The 14,767-nt window shown below is 63.5% G+C and carries 18 protein-coding genes; 9 read left to right on the plus strand and 9 right to left on the minus strand.

Annotated features, from left to right (window positions below):
* The first annotated feature begins 104 nt into the window (after positions 1–104).
* Positions 105–248 carry a hypothetical protein gene (locus R4P57_RS17560; RefSeq protein ID WP_317804088.1) on the plus strand — a complete coding sequence of 48 codons (144 nt, stop codon included), beginning with the start codon at positions 105–107 and terminating at the stop codon, positions 246–248.
* Positions 249–516: 268 nt separating this feature from the next.
* Here R4P57_RS17560 and R4P57_RS17565 read toward each other — a convergent pair whose 3' ends face one another.
* Positions 517–1,896: a rhodanese-like domain-containing protein gene (locus tag R4P57_RS17565; protein ID WP_317804089.1), complete on the minus strand. Its 1,380-nt coding sequence runs from the start codon at positions 1,894–1,896 to the stop codon at positions 517–519.
* 130 nt (positions 1,897–2,026) lie between these two features.
* Here R4P57_RS17565 and R4P57_RS17570 point away from each other — a divergent pair, with 130 nt between their 5' ends.
* Positions 2,027–2,800, plus strand: coding sequence for a sulfite exporter TauE/SafE family protein (locus R4P57_RS17570; RefSeq protein ID WP_317804090.1), 774 nt, complete (start codon positions 2,027–2,029; stop codon positions 2,798–2,800).
* Positions 2,801–2,808: 8 nt separating this feature from the next.
* Here R4P57_RS17570 and R4P57_RS17575 read toward each other — a convergent pair whose 3' ends face one another.
* Positions 2,809–3,177, minus strand: a complete 369-nt coding sequence (locus R4P57_RS17575; protein WP_317804091.1) for a DUF5313 family protein — start codon at positions 3,175–3,177, stop codon at positions 2,809–2,811.
* Between the two features lie 196 nt (positions 3,178–3,373).
* Between R4P57_RS17575 and R4P57_RS17580 the strand changes: the two genes are divergently transcribed.
* Both R4P57_RS17580 and R4P57_RS17585 read left to right on the plus strand, forming a co-directional pair.
* Positions 3,374–3,682 carry a WhiB family transcriptional regulator gene (locus R4P57_RS17580; protein ID WP_300515560.1) on the plus strand — a complete coding sequence of 103 codons (309 nt, stop codon included), beginning with the start codon at positions 3,374–3,376 and terminating at the stop codon, positions 3,680–3,682.
* A 120-nt stretch (positions 3,683–3,802) separates the two neighbouring features.
* On the plus strand, positions 3,803–4,021 hold the full coding sequence (locus R4P57_RS17585; RefSeq protein ID WP_317804092.1) for an ANTAR domain-containing protein: 219 nt from the start codon (positions 3,803–3,805) through the stop codon (positions 4,019–4,021).
* A gap of 146 nt (positions 4,022–4,167) precedes the next feature.
* Here R4P57_RS17585 and R4P57_RS17590 read toward each other — a convergent pair whose 3' ends face one another.
* The 3 genes from R4P57_RS17590 to R4P57_RS17600 all read right to left on the minus strand — a co-directional run bounded on the left by R4P57_RS17590 (position 4,168) and on the right by R4P57_RS17600 (position 7,088).
* Positions 4,168–5,382, minus strand: a complete 1,215-nt coding sequence (locus tag R4P57_RS17590) for an EAL domain-containing protein (RefSeq protein ID WP_317804093.1) — start codon at positions 5,380–5,382, stop codon at positions 4,168–4,170.
* A gap of 282 nt (positions 5,383–5,664) precedes the next feature.
* Positions 5,665–6,774 (minus strand): GGDEF domain-containing protein, encoded by a 1,110-nt coding sequence (locus R4P57_RS17595; RefSeq protein ID WP_317804094.1) that lies wholly within the window; start codon positions 6,772–6,774, stop codon positions 5,665–5,667.
* A 95-nt stretch (positions 6,775–6,869) separates the two neighbouring features.
* A complete protein-coding gene (locus tag R4P57_RS17600) occupies positions 6,870–7,088 on the minus strand; it encodes a hypothetical protein (protein WP_037194183.1) in 219 nt (72 codons plus the stop codon).
* A 183-nt stretch (positions 7,089–7,271) separates the two neighbouring features.
* On the opposite strand from R4P57_RS17600, the gene R4P57_RS17605 reads away from it, so the two are divergent.
* Positions 7,272–7,406 carry a hypothetical protein gene (locus R4P57_RS17605; protein WP_317804095.1) on the plus strand — a complete coding sequence of 45 codons (135 nt, stop codon included), beginning with the start codon at positions 7,272–7,274 and terminating at the stop codon, positions 7,404–7,406.
* 70 nt (positions 7,407–7,476) lie between these two features.
* Here the strand turns inward: R4P57_RS17605 and R4P57_RS17610 are convergent, their stop codons facing one another.
* The 4 genes from R4P57_RS17610 to R4P57_RS17625 all read right to left on the minus strand — a co-directional run bounded on the left by R4P57_RS17610 (position 7,477) and on the right by R4P57_RS17625 (position 11,538).
* Positions 7,477–8,340 (minus strand): DUF559 domain-containing protein, encoded by an 864-nt coding sequence (locus tag R4P57_RS17610; RefSeq protein WP_317804096.1) that lies wholly within the window; start codon positions 8,338–8,340, stop codon positions 7,477–7,479.
* Positions 8,341–8,490: 150 nt separating this feature from the next.
* Positions 8,491–8,907 carry a hypothetical protein gene (locus R4P57_RS17615; RefSeq protein WP_317804097.1) on the minus strand — a complete coding sequence of 139 codons (417 nt, stop codon included), beginning with the start codon at positions 8,905–8,907 and terminating at the stop codon, positions 8,491–8,493.
* Between the two features lie 98 nt (positions 8,908–9,005).
* Positions 9,006–9,674: an SGNH/GDSL hydrolase family protein gene (locus R4P57_RS17620; protein ID WP_317804098.1), complete on the minus strand. Its 669-nt coding sequence runs from the start codon at positions 9,672–9,674 to the stop codon at positions 9,006–9,008.
* A gap of 34 nt (positions 9,675–9,708) precedes the next feature.
* Positions 9,709–11,538, minus strand: a complete 1,830-nt coding sequence (locus R4P57_RS17625; RefSeq protein WP_317804099.1) for a DUF4012 domain-containing protein — start codon at positions 11,536–11,538, stop codon at positions 9,709–9,711.
* A 454-nt stretch (positions 11,539–11,992) separates the two neighbouring features.
* Here R4P57_RS17625 and R4P57_RS17630 point away from each other — a divergent pair, with 454 nt between their 5' ends.
* From R4P57_RS17630 to R4P57_RS17645, 4 genes are read left to right on the plus strand one after another with little or no spacing between them, the layout of a single operon-like run.
* Positions 11,993–13,216, plus strand: a complete 1,224-nt coding sequence (locus R4P57_RS17630) for an alkane 1-monooxygenase (protein ID WP_317804100.1) — start codon at positions 11,993–11,995, stop codon at positions 13,214–13,216.
* Positions 13,216–13,380, plus strand: coding sequence for a rubredoxin (locus R4P57_RS17635; protein WP_037193905.1), 165 nt, complete (start codon positions 13,216–13,218; stop codon positions 13,378–13,380). The genes R4P57_RS17630 and R4P57_RS17635 overlap by 1 nt, the downstream gene beginning before the upstream one ends.
* Positions 13,377–13,550 carry a rubredoxin gene (locus tag R4P57_RS17640; RefSeq protein WP_027495558.1) on the plus strand — a complete coding sequence of 58 codons (174 nt, stop codon included), beginning with the start codon at positions 13,377–13,379 and terminating at the stop codon, positions 13,548–13,550. The genes R4P57_RS17635 and R4P57_RS17640 overlap by 4 nt, the downstream gene beginning before the upstream one ends.
* The gene (locus tag R4P57_RS17645; protein ID WP_317804101.1) at positions 13,547–14,761 is read left to right on the plus strand and encodes an NAD(P)/FAD-dependent oxidoreductase; all 1,215 of its coding nucleotides are present in this window, start codon (positions 13,547–13,549) and stop codon (positions 14,759–14,761) included. The genes R4P57_RS17640 and R4P57_RS17645 overlap by 4 nt, the downstream gene beginning before the upstream one ends.
* Positions 14,762–14,767 lie beyond the last annotated feature (6 nt).

The raw sequence follows: 14,767 nt of genomic DNA on the forward strand, positions 1-14,767 counted from the left end.
CGAGCGAGGACGGATCCCGGTCTGTCGGTTCGCGGGCGAAGTGCCCGCCCATCGTTGTCTTTCGCCCCTGGTGCGCACCGTTCACGCGGAACACACTGACACTCATGACCGCAGGACTTCAGGGTGCGATTCTGCTGATCTCGGCGAAGCATGCCGACTCGTTGAGCAGCGAGGTTGCGCCGACCCATGGCCATCATCGGTTGCGTTCCGTAGCCAACCGCGTTGTCGATATCATCGTTTCAGTTTGACCGGCAGGTGATCAATTGCACTAGAGCACAAAGTACTTGCGACTCGACCACCTGAATCAGGTCTCAGCGACGGAACAACGACCGCATGCTTCGACGCTCCTTCGTGGGCGGCGTCGAATCCTCACTGCAGGTGCAGCGGTCGGCTGCGGCAACCGTACGCATGACGGAGTCGACATGTTTGCCGCAACCGCCCCAGCCGGTCTTGTGGCATTTCTTGCAGGTGACGGGGTAACACATGAGAATCCTCCTGGTACGAGTCGGTCGAAAGTCAGGCCGGAACGTGAGCGTCGGCCCAGGCGTTGTAACCACCCAGCAGGTCCGAGACGTCGTCGAATCCTTGAGCGCGCAGCAGCGACGCAGCCACGCTCGAGCGCCATCCTCCGGCGCAGTGCATCACGATCGGTTTACCGGTCGGCACCTGATCGAGGCGAGTTCGCAACTGGGCCAGTGGGATCGGGATCGCTCCCGGTATCGTGCCCAAGTCGCGCTCACCCGGGTTGCGAATGTCGATGAGTGTCACCTCGTCCGCGCCGAGCATCACGTCGAGTTGCTCGACCGTGGTCCGCGGTGCCGACTCGACCAAAGTCGCCAGCTCGGCTGGAAAGACACCGTCGTGGCCGATTCCGAGATATCCGGTCACGTTGTCGGATCCGATTCGGGCCAACCGCAGTGCTGCCTCCTGCTCTTCGCCCGGATATGCGATGAGCACAATGCGACCACCGACCTCCGCGACCATCCCGCCGGTCTCGGCGAAGCGACCGTCGAACCCCACGTTGATCGATCCGCGCAGATGACCGGCAGCGAAGTCGTCCACACTTCGTGCGTCGAGCACCGTTGTGCCGGAGGCGAGTTCGGCCCTCATCGCTTCGAGTGTCAGCTCAGGAACGGTCCGGCCCTGCGGAAGGAGCGGGTGGATACGCTTGTTCATGGCGGCGTCGGCCGAGAAGTACGCCGGCGCTGCCGGTTGACCTTCGGTGACCAGTACCACGAAGGCGTCCTCACTCATCGCCTGCACCGACGGGTTGCTCGCACGCTGCTCACCGATAGTGGAGGTGAGCTCGGTCGACAGGTTCTTTCCACAGGACGAGCCGGCGCCGTGAGCGGGCATGACGGTGACCTCGTCGGGCAGCGTCAGCAGCTTCTCGTGGATCGTCGAATACAGTGCGCGGGCGAGGTCGGTGGTGGACCCGTCTCCGAGATTGACCAGGTCAGGACGTCCGACATCCCCGATGAAGAGGGAATCACCGGTCAGGACCGCGGCGGGTGTGGCACCGGGGCGCTCCCGTACCAGCACCGAGATCGACTCCCAGGTGTGACCGGGCGTCGACAGGATTTCGAGTTCGACGTCGCCGAGGGACAACCGCTCCCCGTCGCGCAGTCGCCGGATCGGGTAGCCGGTCTCGGCGGCCTCGCCGAAGCCGATCCAGGCACCGGTCGCGTCGACCAGTTCGAGGTGGCCCGAGACGAAGTCGGCGTGGAAGTGAGTGTTGACGACCCCTTCGATGGCGAGTCCGTACTTCGCGGCGTCGTCGAGATACTCCGTGATGTCGCGACGCGGATCGACGACGATCGCGCGCCCCGTGCACTGATCTCCGATCAGATACGAAGCGTGGGAAAGACATTCGAGGTAGTACTGCTCGAGGATCATGGGTTCCTCCGTCTGAGAAGTCTCCGGGCGAGTTTCGCGAGGTGGTAGACACAGTGTGTTATACCCCCTAGGGTATGTCAAGTACCCCCTAGGGTATCTGACGAAGAACGGCTGATGGGGTGGATCCACGATGACGTTGACACTGGCGCTGGGATTCGGCGTGGTGATCGGCATCCTGCTCGGACTTCTCGGTGGCGGCGGCTCGATCCTGGCAGTTCCGGTGTTGGTGTTCGCGCTGGGAATGCCGCCCACCGAGGCGGTCGCCGTCTCGCTGATCGTCGTCGGCGCTGCCTCAGCCGTCGGGGTGCTACCGAAGCTGAGGGCACGGAAAGTCGAATGGCGCCTGGCCGGCGTGTTCGCGGCAACCGGGATTCCCGCCACGTTCGCCGGGAGCGCAGTGGGTCGCCTACTTCCGGACACAGCGCTGCTGATCGGTTTCGCAGCGGTGATGGTGGCCGCTGGTGCACGCATGCTCGCCGAACGAAATGACATCGGAACAGCCTGTAAGACATCGGGATCGGGGATCAACTGGAGGCGATGCGCTCCGCGGTCCATCCCGGCAGGGCTGGCCGTAGGCTTCGTGACCGGACTGTTCGGCGTGGGAGGCGGCTTCCTCATCATTCCGGTTCTGGTGCTGATGCTGGGTATCGAGATGTCGGTCGCGGTCGGCACCTCGTTGGTCATCATCGTCGCCAACTCCGCCGCGGGCCTCTTCTCGCACCTGAGCGGAACGAGCATCGACTGGGTCGTCACCGCCGCATTCGCGGGCACGGCGATCGCCGGTTCGCTACTGGCCGGGCACTTCGGCACCCGCGTCGATACCGCCCGCCTGCAGCGCCTTTTCGCTTACCTGGTCTTCGTGGTCGCCGGCTACGTCGTCTTCGACGTGCTGGTCCTTCGCTGATCGGCCCTCTAGTCGCGCCCGAAGCGGGTCTCGTACTCGCGGCGCATCTCCTCGGTGCCGTCGCGCTTCCGTTCGGCGGGGTCGTCCGCCATGCCGTGTTGCCGCAGGCGAAATCCTCGGTACACATTCATCAGACCCAGTGCGAAGTAGAGCACCGGAAGCAGAATCAGCGACATCATCAGCAGCGGTAGCCACACCGGTCCGGGAAAGAGAAGGAACAGCAACAGAAGGGGAACGAGTGGGATCGTGAATCGCAGGACATGCCGAACAGCAGATCCCCGTCCCAACAGGTCGTGATGCACCCACGGATTCAAGTCCGCGGGCAGCGTTCCACCCAGGTTGTAGGAGATCCATTGTCGTGCTGTCGGCGCGAGCATGAGAACGACGCTAGTGCGTGACGATCGACGCCCACAGGGGCCATCGGTAGCGGGCATGCCGCCGAAAGTCCCTACTTGCCCGAGCGCGAACTTCCGCTCACCGCAACCGCTGTCACTCGGACTTGTGTTTCGAGTCCCTCGTGACGGGGAACAAAGGTCGTGGAACGATCGGCACGACGCGAAACGGATCACGACGATGACGGATGACCAGGTCTGGCGCCTCAAGGGTGCGTGCATCGAAGACATGGATGCCTACGACTCGCAGCAACTTCCTCGGCACGGTCGTAAACGCGCAGAAAAGGCATGGCGCCTGTGCGCCGACTGCCCGGTGTTGCGTAACTGCGCCGAGCAGACCGCTCGCGATATCGAGTCGGGTCGCATTCCGGTCGGCGTGGTCGTCGCCGGTGCCGCCTATCACGACAATGCGAGCAACGGCCGTCGCACGGACGCATACCGCACACTCGAATTTCTCATCGGACGTCCGCTGGCCAACCCTGCCGCCTGATCACGGAACAGTAACGGATCGCTACGAATCAGGTCACGCCAACAACTCTGTTCGACGCGTTTGCGGCGTGTCTTCGAGTGTCTGACCTGGGGCGTTCCACCTCGGGTGACAATAGTGCGCATGGATGCAGTTCAGGCTCTTCGCACCGGCGAGCGGAACGATGTGCAGAAGGCTCTCGACAGCCGAGCACCCATCGAACAGGCCAAAGGGATCTTGATGTCGTTGCATCGCATCGGGCCGCAGGCGGCATTCGACATGCTCGCCGAGCAGTCGCAACGCACCAACCGCAAACTTCGCGAGGTGGCACTCGACCACGTTCGTTGGGCATCGGCCGGGTAGCCGAACAAGAGTTTGGCCCCACACGCTGTTTTTTCAACGTGCGGGGCCTAGGCGATGGAGCAGTCCGGACCACACAATCGCTTGAGTGCCGTATGCCCTGACGCGGCTGCGCGAAACATCACCGTTCTTCGCCCTCGGCGGAGGCCTCAGAAACGCGCCAGAATTGCTCGGGCACAACGCACTACGGTCGCGCGATCGTACGACATCACGTAATCGAACTCGCGATCGGCGTCGACCTCGCCGCGGTGCAGATCGATCGCTGCCAGCACTCCGCAGAAATGCGGGCCGAGCACCACCACGTTCCACTCCTCCACGAGCGGATCCGTCGGATCGAGGGGCGCGTGCATGATGCCGCCCTCTTGCACGTATCCCATGCCCACGCCGTACACGCCGGCGTACGAGATTTGCTCGGCCATCGAGACCCACCGCCCACGGGTGGTCGAGGTGAAGTGCTCCGCTCGCTGAAAAGTGCCGAGTATCAACGTTTCCGGCCCCGCGGCCGCAGCCTGCATCTCGAGAGACGTACTCATCGCAACCAGCAGACGCTTGGTGCTGAGCGTGGCCGTCTTTCCTGCGGACGCGATGGCGTACGGCGATTCGGCGGCGACAGCAGGTGTGCTCCAGGTCGGGAACGGGGGCATCACCTCGGCAGCGTCGGCAGGAAGCTCCTCCGTCGTTTCCGCCGCCGGGTACAGCTCGCCCACCCCGTAGGTCGCTCCGAGTCCGAGTGCGCGGGTGCGATGCAGCGCAGTGTCCACTCCGCTGGCCACCACCACCGCGCCGGTACGTTCCACCTGAGCCCAGACGGCATGGGCGGTGCGCGCGGCGGCCAGACCGGGGCGCCGGGACACCATCGATCCGGCGAGGATGATCACGTCGGGTTCGATCAGCGGCAGCAGAGTCATCGACTGCGGCCGACGACCGACATCGTCGACGGCCACCACTTTGCCGTCGCGCCTGGCCTTGTCGATCGCAGCGAGGGTGCGGGCCGGACTGTCGACGAGTGCGGCTTCGGTGACGACCACGATGTCGCGGCGCAATTGTTCTTCGGTTGCGGAATCGAGTGCGGCAAGAGAGTCGACGTCCATCGAGACGAGCATCGGCAAACGCACCGACTGGTTGATTCGAGCCACTCCCCACGCGAGAGCGTCGAGTTCACGCTTGGCGTCCATCGCTCTGGCTGCGCGCTTGAGCGCGTCGGCCGAGGCCAGGGGACCGTTCTCGGGACCCCTCATTTGAACTTCGATCGCTGCGAGCGCGCCGTTGTCCAGCCGACAGACCGGGGCGAAATACGGATGCACCGCCAGCTCTCCCGTGTCCGTGTCGACTGCAGATCCTGCTTCGGCCAGCGCGAACGTCACACCTCAGTTTGACACGAAAAAACAACCCCCGTCACGCGGGGGCATATCCATGTCCAAACCCGTGGAGCGTGGCTATCTCTTCGCTTTCCTCATGATCGACGACGGAGATGTCATCGACGGATGCGCAACTATCTCGTTTCGGTAACTTTGCGTAACGCGATGATAACGACGGCGCGTGTGTGCGGCACCAGGTCCGGGATCGCAGCAGAGGTGGCGTAGCAGTTCGCACCTCGATCGGCGGCGTCGACCGTTTTCATTGCGGAACCCGGTCTACGCCGTCGTTCATTGCCGTTCGTCGACAGGATGGATGGACGGCTCCTCGTCTTCGTACACCGTGACTCTGTTACCACCGATCCGCTTGGCCCGGTACATGGCTCGGTCGGCCCGGCTTAGCAGCACATGGACGTCCCTTACGATGCCCCGCGCCTCGATAACCGTGTGTGCGACGCCTATCGATGCCGTCAGCGGAGACCGGTCGGTCGCGTCGCACAGGCGGATTCGCAATTCCTCGGATCGGTCGATCACCGTGTCGACTCCGTCGAGGCAGACGATCGCGAACTCTTCGCCTCCGAGTCGAACCGTCACAGCCGGTGCCGGGAAGGCATCGAGAATGCGGCTCGCGGTGAGACGAATGACCGTGTCTCCGTGCTCGTGGCCGTATTGATCGTTGACGGCCTTGAAGTTGTCGAGGTCGATCACCACAGCCACCACCGCCGCGTGCGACCCGGATCGGACCTCGAGGTTGCCGATCGCTGCGTCGAATCCCCGACGGTTCTGCATTCCGGTCAAGGGGTCGTAGAACGCGCCGCTAGCGTCCCGGCGCAGCAACATCAGGAAGCAATGGCATATCAGCGGTGCCGAGAACATCACCAGGATCAGCATCACGAGATAGAGGTTGGTCTGCAAACGCCGCTCCGGGTCGTTCACCAGTGCCGACAGGTAGAGGGCCGCGGTGGCAGCGAAAGCGAAGACGTGATGAAAGGTGAACAGCTTGGGGCCGTGAAATCCCACGACGTAGCTGCCCATGACGGTGAACATGGCGGCCATGGGCAGTACCGCAGACGGACCATCGGTGGTTAGCAGGACTGCGGCAAGCACGACATCGGCATAGAATACGAATGCAATCGACATCTGCCGGCTCGGCCAACCACCGATCAACCAGGCCAGCCCCACCGGCACTGTCGTGGCAACGGTGAACCACAGCGCCCAGCGCCCGAGACTACCGTCTCCGAGTCCCGGGATACTCAGGGTGATTACTGCGGCAGTGCCGTACAGCCAACAGAAGACTCCGATGAGAATTCTGGTGATATGCAACGCTCGTTGAGACCGTGCGTACGCGACGTTCCACCCATAGTCGACCGGGAGCGACCACCACTGGCGAAGACTGTTCACTATTTGAAGCGGCTTTCCTGTATCCCGACCCGGATTGACAAGTCAACCATAGACAAAACCACCCGGTCCGGGAACTCGAGAACTTGAACGTGCGCCTATCCCCGCATACCGTCGGCCAACTCGAACACCCTGCCCGCGTAGGTCACCATGAACGCATCGAGGGCTTGCTGCGACAGTTCGGGGCATCCGGCTCTGCGGAAGAAATGCTCCAGATCCACCAACCGATCCCCCAGTCCGACGCGTTGTCGATCCAGGGCCTCGAGCTCGACGACCAACGCCTTCAGTTCCTCGACTTTGCGCAGCACGTCGTCCATCGGATCACCGTCCACTTCACTGGGCCTTCCACACTTGGGCGGCGAAGCCGGGCTTCCCTCCCAACTCCGCCGAGCCCGACTCTACTCTCGATCGAACACATGTGCGAATCTCAGGAAGGTCGGCTCTCGGTTTGTACCACCTATCCTGTGCACAATCCGGAAATGTGACCTACAGTCTGTGACATGCTCCAGAAAAGGGGTCCGAACGGGGTTCGACCGCCGGGTTCGACCGATCCAATTCACCTGGCGCTCTTAGCAATTCTCACGATTGCCGTGATCGCCCTCGTCATCCTCGCGATCTCCGAGGGCCGCCTCTGATCACGCACCTCAGCGTTCACTATCGACCCCGCTCGGCGGCATTCCGCGTTCGGCGCACGGTTCTGAACGCTCACGTCCGCGGCAATGCCCGGCCGACTGCATCGATCGAACGTCGACGACGCCTGACCACCTCGATGATCTCGTCCACCACGCGTCGCGTATCCCCCAACGCCTGCACGGCCGAGTAACGCAGAACCAACCACCCCTCCAGGACCAGCCGGTTCTGGCGTCGACGATCGCTGTCGAAAGCCAGGCCGGACGTGTGGAACTCGCGTCCGTCGATCTCCACGATCACCCGTGCCCGAAAGTCCACGAGGTCGCCGAAATACGGCCCTACCCGCGCATTGATCTCCAGGAAGAAGCGTCGAGCGGACAGTGCCCGTGCGACCACTCGCTCGGCCTCGGATCGAGTGCCGAGACAGCACAGACGCAGTTGTCTCCGTACGGCTTTCATGCCGTGCATCCCGCGAGATCGTTCGCACACCGTCGCGATTCGACGCCGCAGAGCCGGCCGCGCGATTGCCGTGTCGAAGAACCGCTCCAACTCCTCACCCGTCAGGGTTGCCGCCACGTCGACGAACACCTGGGCCAACGTCACCACCGGAAGATCCCGGCACCGGTCCGACTCGGGGACGCGTCGTCGATGGATCTTCACCCACGCCGGTGCCTGCTGCCGGGCCGAGGGCGGCACTGTCGCCGCGACTTGCGGCGGCTCGTCCTCGACCAATCCCCACAGCCACGCCGCGGTCAGATGGCTGAGTACTGCGTCGGGCTTCCACAGAGTCACCGCAGTGCACAGGTCCAAGAAGTCGGGCTTGTTCGTTGCATAGATTCCGGGAAGCACTCGAATCAGCTGCCCCGACGCAGTTCTACGCGTGATGGTGCTGCGACTCATCCCCTGAGCCATCAGGTCGACCGCTGTGTGTACCCCCATACCGATACGGTGAACGATCGACGAGACCTGCGCCAGTACCGTTTTCGAAACCTGTGGATAGGTCCGAGTTATCCACAGGCTGCCGCACCTGAGCGTTCACTATCGACCCCGATCGGCGGCATTCCACGTTCGGCGCTCGTTTCCGAACGCTCAGGTTCGCACTTCGGGCACCATCGCCACCCGCGCGCCCGAATCCGCGGCAAGCACCGCCGTCCTCAGTGCGCGCAGGTACGCGAGGTAGGCCGGGTATCCGCGCAGTTGTCGCGGGCCGATGGGCACGATTGTTCCCGATGCCGGGTTGCGAACGAACTGCTCGATCTGCGAACGCGCTTGTGTGCCATCGAAATCGGCGTCGACGGTGACGATGAACCGCATCACCGTCTCGCGTCTTCTCCCCAATCCGAGACGGCGCACTCCGAACCAGAGGCGTGTGCCGTCCGGTCCCAGATACTCGATGCCCCATCGACCGAAACTACGTTCGGCGGTGTCGACAACCGTTCGGGCGAGATCCTGAACGGCCATCGTCGACGAGATATCGATGCACGCGTCTTGACGACGTGTGGTCATCCACTGCCAGCTTTCTACAGTTCCACCGAATACCTCCCCGACATTCGGTGCATATCGGGCGAATCTAACAGCTCATCCGACATCCGGCACGACGACGGTTACGTCTTCGGAACTCCAACCACTCCGGCAACCTCGGCAGCCATCTCGGCAGCCGTACTTGCGGTGGGGTGCACGCCGTCGAAGGTGGCTCCGGGCCGATCGAGCAGTGGCGCGAATTCTGCGACGGGTATACCGCGCTCGGCGGCCAGCGCTCGAATTTCGTCGTTCAGGTCGTCGGCGCTGACCTTGCGCGACGACGGCACCGTGGCGATCACGACCGTATCGACGTCGTGCGCCCGGTCCAGAATTGTGCGCAGGTTATCGATGATCCGGGGTAGCGGTACCGATCGGGCGAGGTCGTTGGTGCCGCCGTTGACGACGAGGATGTCCGGTTTCGCTGCCAGCGCTTCGTCGGTTCGGGCGAGTATCTGCGTCGTCGTCGCGCCGTTGATTCCCAAGTTGCCGCCGTCGGCTGCGGGACCATCGGCTCCGCACACGAGGTACGAATACCACGACGTGTTGCCGTGAATTCCCCAATCGACGCGTGAATTACCTTGCGCCATCGAGTCTCCCAACGTCACCAATCGTGGACCGGTGTCGTTGACACTCCACCCGAAGCAGTGCGCGTTGCGGACCGTCAGCGCCGGCTTCTTCAGTGGTCCTGCCACGAGCGCGGCGGCGAGCGCCAACCCGACTGCCCCGGCGATCCACAGTCGAGTTCTTCGCACGCCGGGGATTCTGCCCTGTGTGCGACGCGGCCAATCAGTTGCAGTCGGGGAAATCCACCTCGGTCGATGCCGGGACCGATTGCGGCTGAACCGGTGCCTGCGCCTCGACCGCGACGGTAGGTTCGACGAGGTTGTACTCGATGGTCTTGGTCTGTCCCGGCTCGATGACGACCGGCACGTAGAACACCGGGTGGCCGCGTTCGGCAGCAGTCAGCAGAAACAGCGGGGTTCCGTTGATGGTGGCATTCGTCAACGTCGCGCCCTGAGTTGCGTACAGGGCCACCACCGATCGGTTGGTTCCCGGAGGTCCGTCGTATCGGGTGGAGTCGTTCTGCCTGCCGGCGATGTAGGTGGTGTAGTCCTGCAGCGGAGCGTTGTTGGTGATCTCGGCGACGACGCGGGTCGTTCGCGTGGGGCCGTCGCAGGACTGTGCGGAGTAGGTGACCTTGCGCTGCAGGTAGTAGTCGAGCTTGCCGCCCGCACCGTTGTTCACCACCACCGCGGCGTACGGGTCGGGGCTGTCGGGAACTTCGTGGCCGATCTTGGTCGGACCGAGGATTGCTTGGAGTGCCGGGTCCGCGCTCCACACGGAGATGTGGCCTTCGCTGGTCGCTTTGCCGAGTGCTTCGAGCAGCGCACTGGGAGATCCGATGTTGCCCTGCATCTTCGCGACCACCCGAGCGGCGATGTCCTGGAGGTAGGCCTTGCGCGCGGTGTTGTCGTCCTCGAAGCGGAAGTACGCGTCGGACTGCGTGATCTGGACGACGTTCGATTCGTCGATCACCTCGCCGTCACCCATCGTGATGGGGCCGACGACGTCGAGGATGTAGCCGAGGGCAACGGGATCGGTGGCCAGAGCGCCGTCGACACGTTCGCCGGTTTCCTGCTCCCACATCGACTGCCAGATCTGCCCGGCGTACGGGAAGTGCGGGCTGACGTTGCTGTTCTGCCAATTCTGAGTGGGCTGGAAACGGCTCTCGTAGAAGTCGAAGAAGTCCGGACCGAGATCGATGGGATCGTACGGAATTCGGAGTTCGGCATTGCTGGCCAGCGAGTCGACCGCGACCGTGCCGTCGACGGCGCGCACGATGCCGAATCCACCGATCAATCCGCCGGTTCCACGCGATTCCGAGAGTGTCTGGAAGGCCATGAAGTAGTTGCGTGGGCCGTCGGCACCGAGCATCGCGGGAAGCACCTTGGCAGCGATGTCGGTGTTGGTCAGCAGAGTCGTCAGCTCGTGCGTCTGATCCTGCAACTGAATTCGAGCGTCGCCGACCTGCGCGATGAACGCCGGTTCTTCGATGGCCTGGGACCGTGTATCGAGTACGTCCGCCGCGGCGGCGGCCTGAGACAGCGCGGGCGACGCGTCGCGCAGGGCGGCGATGTCGATGGCACCGTCGGGCCCGCGCAGCTGACTCGGATCGAGCGTGGCCCCCACCTCGACCGACGGCGCCAGCACGTCCACGGTCAGCCCGTTGACGACGTCGGCGATCTGCGAGACGACGTCCAGCGGTTGGCCGACGTACGGAATCGCCGCGGCGGCCTTCCAGATCGGCGAATCGGTGGCGTCCTTCGCCTGGGTCGAGGTGAGCACCGCGGCGTCGACGGAGGTCTCGGCCTTCTGCGTATCCCCCGCCAGCAGTGCGGTTTCCGCTGCCTGAGCGTAATCGCGAGCCTGATCGAGGTAGGTGTACGCGGCATTGGCGGTGTAAGCGAGCCAGGCACCGAGACCGAGCGCAACGACGACGAACACACCGAAACCGAGCAGGATGCGTCGACCGGTTCTGTTCTGGGAACGACGACGCCTGCTGCGACTACGAGAGCTGCGTGAGTCGCCGAACGGGGAGTCGTTGTCGTAGCTCATGGCTGGATCGGTGCCCTTTCGTTGCGGCTGAGACTACAAACGACGTCCTCGCACCGCGACACGACTCTCGGGCAGGCTGCGCCGGTGTTGCACCGACGCAGCCGTCGACGTCAGGACCCGAGGAGTGCAGCCACTGCGGTGGTACCGCTCTCGGCACTTCCGCTGCTGATGAGCGAGACGATGACCTCGGCGATGATCTTGGCGATGAAATCCATAGCTGCTCCTGTTGTGAAGTACCCCCGACGGGATACAGACGGACCTACGAGCGCTGCGGCCGTTTATGACCGGCCACAACGAGTCGGAAGGTAGCAGCTTGATCGGTCCGAACGGTGGCGCTGTGGGCGCGGCCACAGCCCCAGGTTCTGTTTGTACAAATTTCTAAATTTGTCCAACGAAATGACAAATCTTGTGTATTGTCCAATCCATAGTGATCGGCCTTACATGAGGAGTGACGATGACCGCATCGAATGTCGACGATCAGGCACAAGCCCCGGTCGCCGAGTGGCACGACCGCAAGCGATACCTCTGGCTCATGGGCCTGATCCCGCCGACTGCAGTGTTCCTGGCGACCGGCCTCGTGTGGGCGTTCAATCAGCTCGGCTGGAACGCAGTGGCTCCGGTCTGGTGGTGGATCGGCCCGTTGCTCGTCTACGGACTCCTTCCGGTCCTCGACCGATTCTTCGGACCCGACGGCGACAACCCACCCGACGAGGTGATGAAGGCGCTCGAGGAAGACAAGTACTACCGCTACTGCACCTACGCCTACATCCCCTTCCAGCTGGCGAGCCTGGTGCTGGCCTGCTATCTCTGGTCGGCCGACAACCTGTCGTGGCTCGGAATCGACGGAGGGCTCGGGCTGATCTCGAAGATCGGCCTGGCCATCAGCATCGGCGTCGTCGGCGGTATCGGCATCAACACCGCGCATGAGCTCGGACACAAAAAAGTCGAGCTGGAGCGTTGGCTGTCGAAAATCACTCTGGCACAGACGTTCTACGGCCACTTCTACATCGAGCACAATCGCGGCCACCATGTTCGCGTCGCCACTCCCGAGGATCCGGCGAGCTCGAAGTTCGGCGAGAGCTTCTGGGCCTTCCTCCCTCGCAGCGTCTGGGGCAGCCTGAAGTCGTCGTGGGAGCTCGAGAAGACTCGGATGGAGCGATTGGGCAAGAGCACGTGGAGCATTCAGAACGACGTACTCAACGCGTGGCTGATGTCCGTCGTTCTCTATGCGGTACTCGTCGCGGTGTTCGGTCCGATCGTGCTGCCGTTCCTGGTGATTCAGGCCATCTACGGATTCTCACTGCTCGAGACGGTCAACTACCTCGAGCATTACGGCCTGCAACGTCAGAAGAAGGAGAACGGCCGCTACGAGCGGTGCACCCCCGAACACAGCTGGAACTCCGATCACATCGTGACCAACATCTTCCTGTATCACCTTCAGCGACACAGCGATCACCATGCCAACCCCACCCGCCGCTACCAGACGCTGCGCAGCATGGACGGGGCACCCAATCTGCCGAGTGGATACGCGAGCATGATTTCGCTGGCGTACTTCCCGCCGGTGTGGCGCAAGGTGATGGACCACCGCGTTCTCGACCACTACGACGGTGACATCACGAAGGTCAACATTCAGCCGTCCAAGCGGGAGAAGATCCTCGCCCAGCACGGAGCCAAGTGATGGCCGCCTTCGAGTGCCCGGTGTGCGAGTTCGTCTACGACGAGACCAACGGCGCTCCGCGCGAGGGCTTTCCGGCCGGCACCGCATGGTCCGAGGTACCCGACGACTGGCCGTGCCCCGACTGCGGTGTCCGCGAGAAAATCGACTTCAGGAGTAAAGCATGAAGCTCTACCGCTGCGTTCAATGTGGATTCGAGTACGACGAGGAACTGGGCTGGCCCGAGGACGGGATCGAGCCAGGCACTCGCTGGGACGATATTCCCGACGACTGGTCGTGCCCCGATTGTGGCGCCGCCAAGGCCGATTTCGAGATGGTCGAGGTCGAGCGCGGGTGACTACTCGGCAACCCGCTGACGTCGTGATCGTCGGCACCGGAGCCACCGGGTACACCGCAGCCAAAGTGCTACGGGCCGAGGGCTTCACGGGTTCCATCACGCAGATCGGGAGCGAGAAGGAGGCCACCTACCGTCGTCCGGCGGTCTCCAAGGAGCTGCTGATGGGCACCAAATCGGTCGATGAGGTCCGGTTGGGTGCAGCCATCGAGGGCGTTGACGTCCGGACAGGCGTCACAGCTGTCGCCGTCACCGATTCGGCCGTGCTGCTCGACGACGGCGACCCGGTCCCGTACGACGCCTTGCTGTTGGCTACGGGTTCTCGGGCTCGGCAACTCGACCTGCCGGGTTCGGCTCACGTGTTTACCCTGCGCACTGCCGCCGATGTCGCACCATTGCACGCCGACATCCTCCGCACCGGATCGCTGTTGGTGATCGGCGGCGGATTGATCGGATGCGAGGCGGCCGCGGCTGCGCGGTCGCTCGGTGCCGAGGTGACGGTGCTGGAGGCAGCATCGGCTCCGCTGAGCCGGATCGCGCCGGCGGAGATCTCGCAGATGTACCGAGACCTACACGCAGACAACGGTATAACGATGCACACCGACGTCACCGTGACGAGTCTCGACAAGCAAGACGACGGCACCATCCGTGCCGCCGCTCAGGACGGACGCAGTTGGTCGGCGGGCACCGTCCTGGTGTCGGCAGGTTCGGTACCCAACGTCGAGCTGGCAGCCGAACACGGCCTCGACATTCGTTCCGGAGTTCTGGTCGATGCCGCGATGCGGACATCCGCAGCCGGCATCTACGCCGCGGGCGACGTCGCCGAGGTCCCCAACACGATCCTCGGCGGCACCTATCGGAGTGAGCACTGGAACGGTGCCGTCGATCAGGCGACCCGGGCGGCACGGTCCATTCTCGGTCTCGATGTCGGCAGTCTCGATGTCCCGTGGGGTTGGTCCACTCAGCACGGTGTCAACCTGCAGTTCGCGGGGTGGACCGGTGTCGACGACGAGTACGTCGTGGTTCGCGGCACCACCGCCGACCGCCGCTTCACCGCATGTGCGCTGCGCGGCGACACGCTCCTCGGGGCGATCGGCGTGGGATTCCCGAAAGACATCAGGCAGATCAGATCCCTCATCGCGAGCGGAGACCCCATCGATCGGGATCTCCTCGGAGAAGATTGGCTGGACCAGCCACATGCGGTCGTTCGATAGAGTCTT

Source organism: Rhodococcus sp. IEGM 1330, assembly GCF_033142445.1.
GTDB lineage: Bacteria > Actinomycetota > Actinomycetes > Mycobacteriales > Mycobacteriaceae > Rhodococcoides.

Excerpts from the sequence above, each read along its gene's own strand:
- R4P57_RS17560 (WP_317804088.1), top strand. The coding sequence starts at position 105 with ATGACCGCAGGACTTCAGGGTGCGATTCTGCTGATCTCGGCGAAGCAT.
- R4P57_RS17565 (WP_317804089.1), bottom strand. The coding sequence starts at position 1,896 with ATGATCCTCGAGCAGTACTACCTCGAATGTCTTTCCCACGCTTCGTAT.
- R4P57_RS17570 (WP_317804090.1), top strand. The coding sequence starts at position 2,027 with ATGACGTTGACACTGGCGCTGGGATTCGGCGTGGTGATCGGCATCCTG.
- R4P57_RS17575 (WP_317804091.1), bottom strand. The coding sequence starts at position 3,177 with ATGCTCGCGCCGACAGCACGACAATGGATCTCCTACAACCTGGGTGGA.
- R4P57_RS17580 (WP_300515560.1), top strand. The coding sequence starts at position 3,374 with ATGACGGATGACCAGGTCTGGCGCCTCAAGGGTGCGTGCATCGAAGAC.
- R4P57_RS17585 (WP_317804092.1), top strand. The coding sequence starts at position 3,803 with ATGGATGCAGTTCAGGCTCTTCGCACCGGCGAGCGGAACGATGTGCAG.
- R4P57_RS17600 (WP_037194183.1), bottom strand. The coding sequence starts at position 7,088 with ATGGACGACGTGCTGCGCAAAGTCGAGGAACTGAAGGCGTTGGTCGTC.
- R4P57_RS17605 (WP_317804095.1), top strand. The coding sequence starts at position 7,272 with ATGCTCCAGAAAAGGGGTCCGAACGGGGTTCGACCGCCGGGTTCGACC.
- R4P57_RS17610 (WP_317804096.1), bottom strand. The coding sequence starts at position 8,340 with ATGGGGGTACACACAGCGGTCGACCTGATGGCTCAGGGGATGAGTCGC.
- R4P57_RS17615 (WP_317804097.1), bottom strand. The coding sequence starts at position 8,907 with ATGACCACACGTCGTCAAGACGCGTGCATCGATATCTCGTCGACGATG.
- R4P57_RS17625 (WP_317804099.1), bottom strand. The coding sequence starts at position 11,538 with ATGAGCTACGACAACGACTCCCCGTTCGGCGACTCACGCAGCTCTCGT.
- R4P57_RS17630 (WP_317804100.1), top strand. The coding sequence starts at position 11,993 with ATGACCGCATCGAATGTCGACGATCAGGCACAAGCCCCGGTCGCCGAG.
- R4P57_RS17635 (WP_037193905.1), top strand. The coding sequence starts at position 13,216 with ATGGCCGCCTTCGAGTGCCCGGTGTGCGAGTTCGTCTACGACGAGACC.
- R4P57_RS17640 (WP_027495558.1), top strand. The coding sequence starts at position 13,377 with ATGAAGCTCTACCGCTGCGTTCAATGTGGATTCGAGTACGACGAGGAA.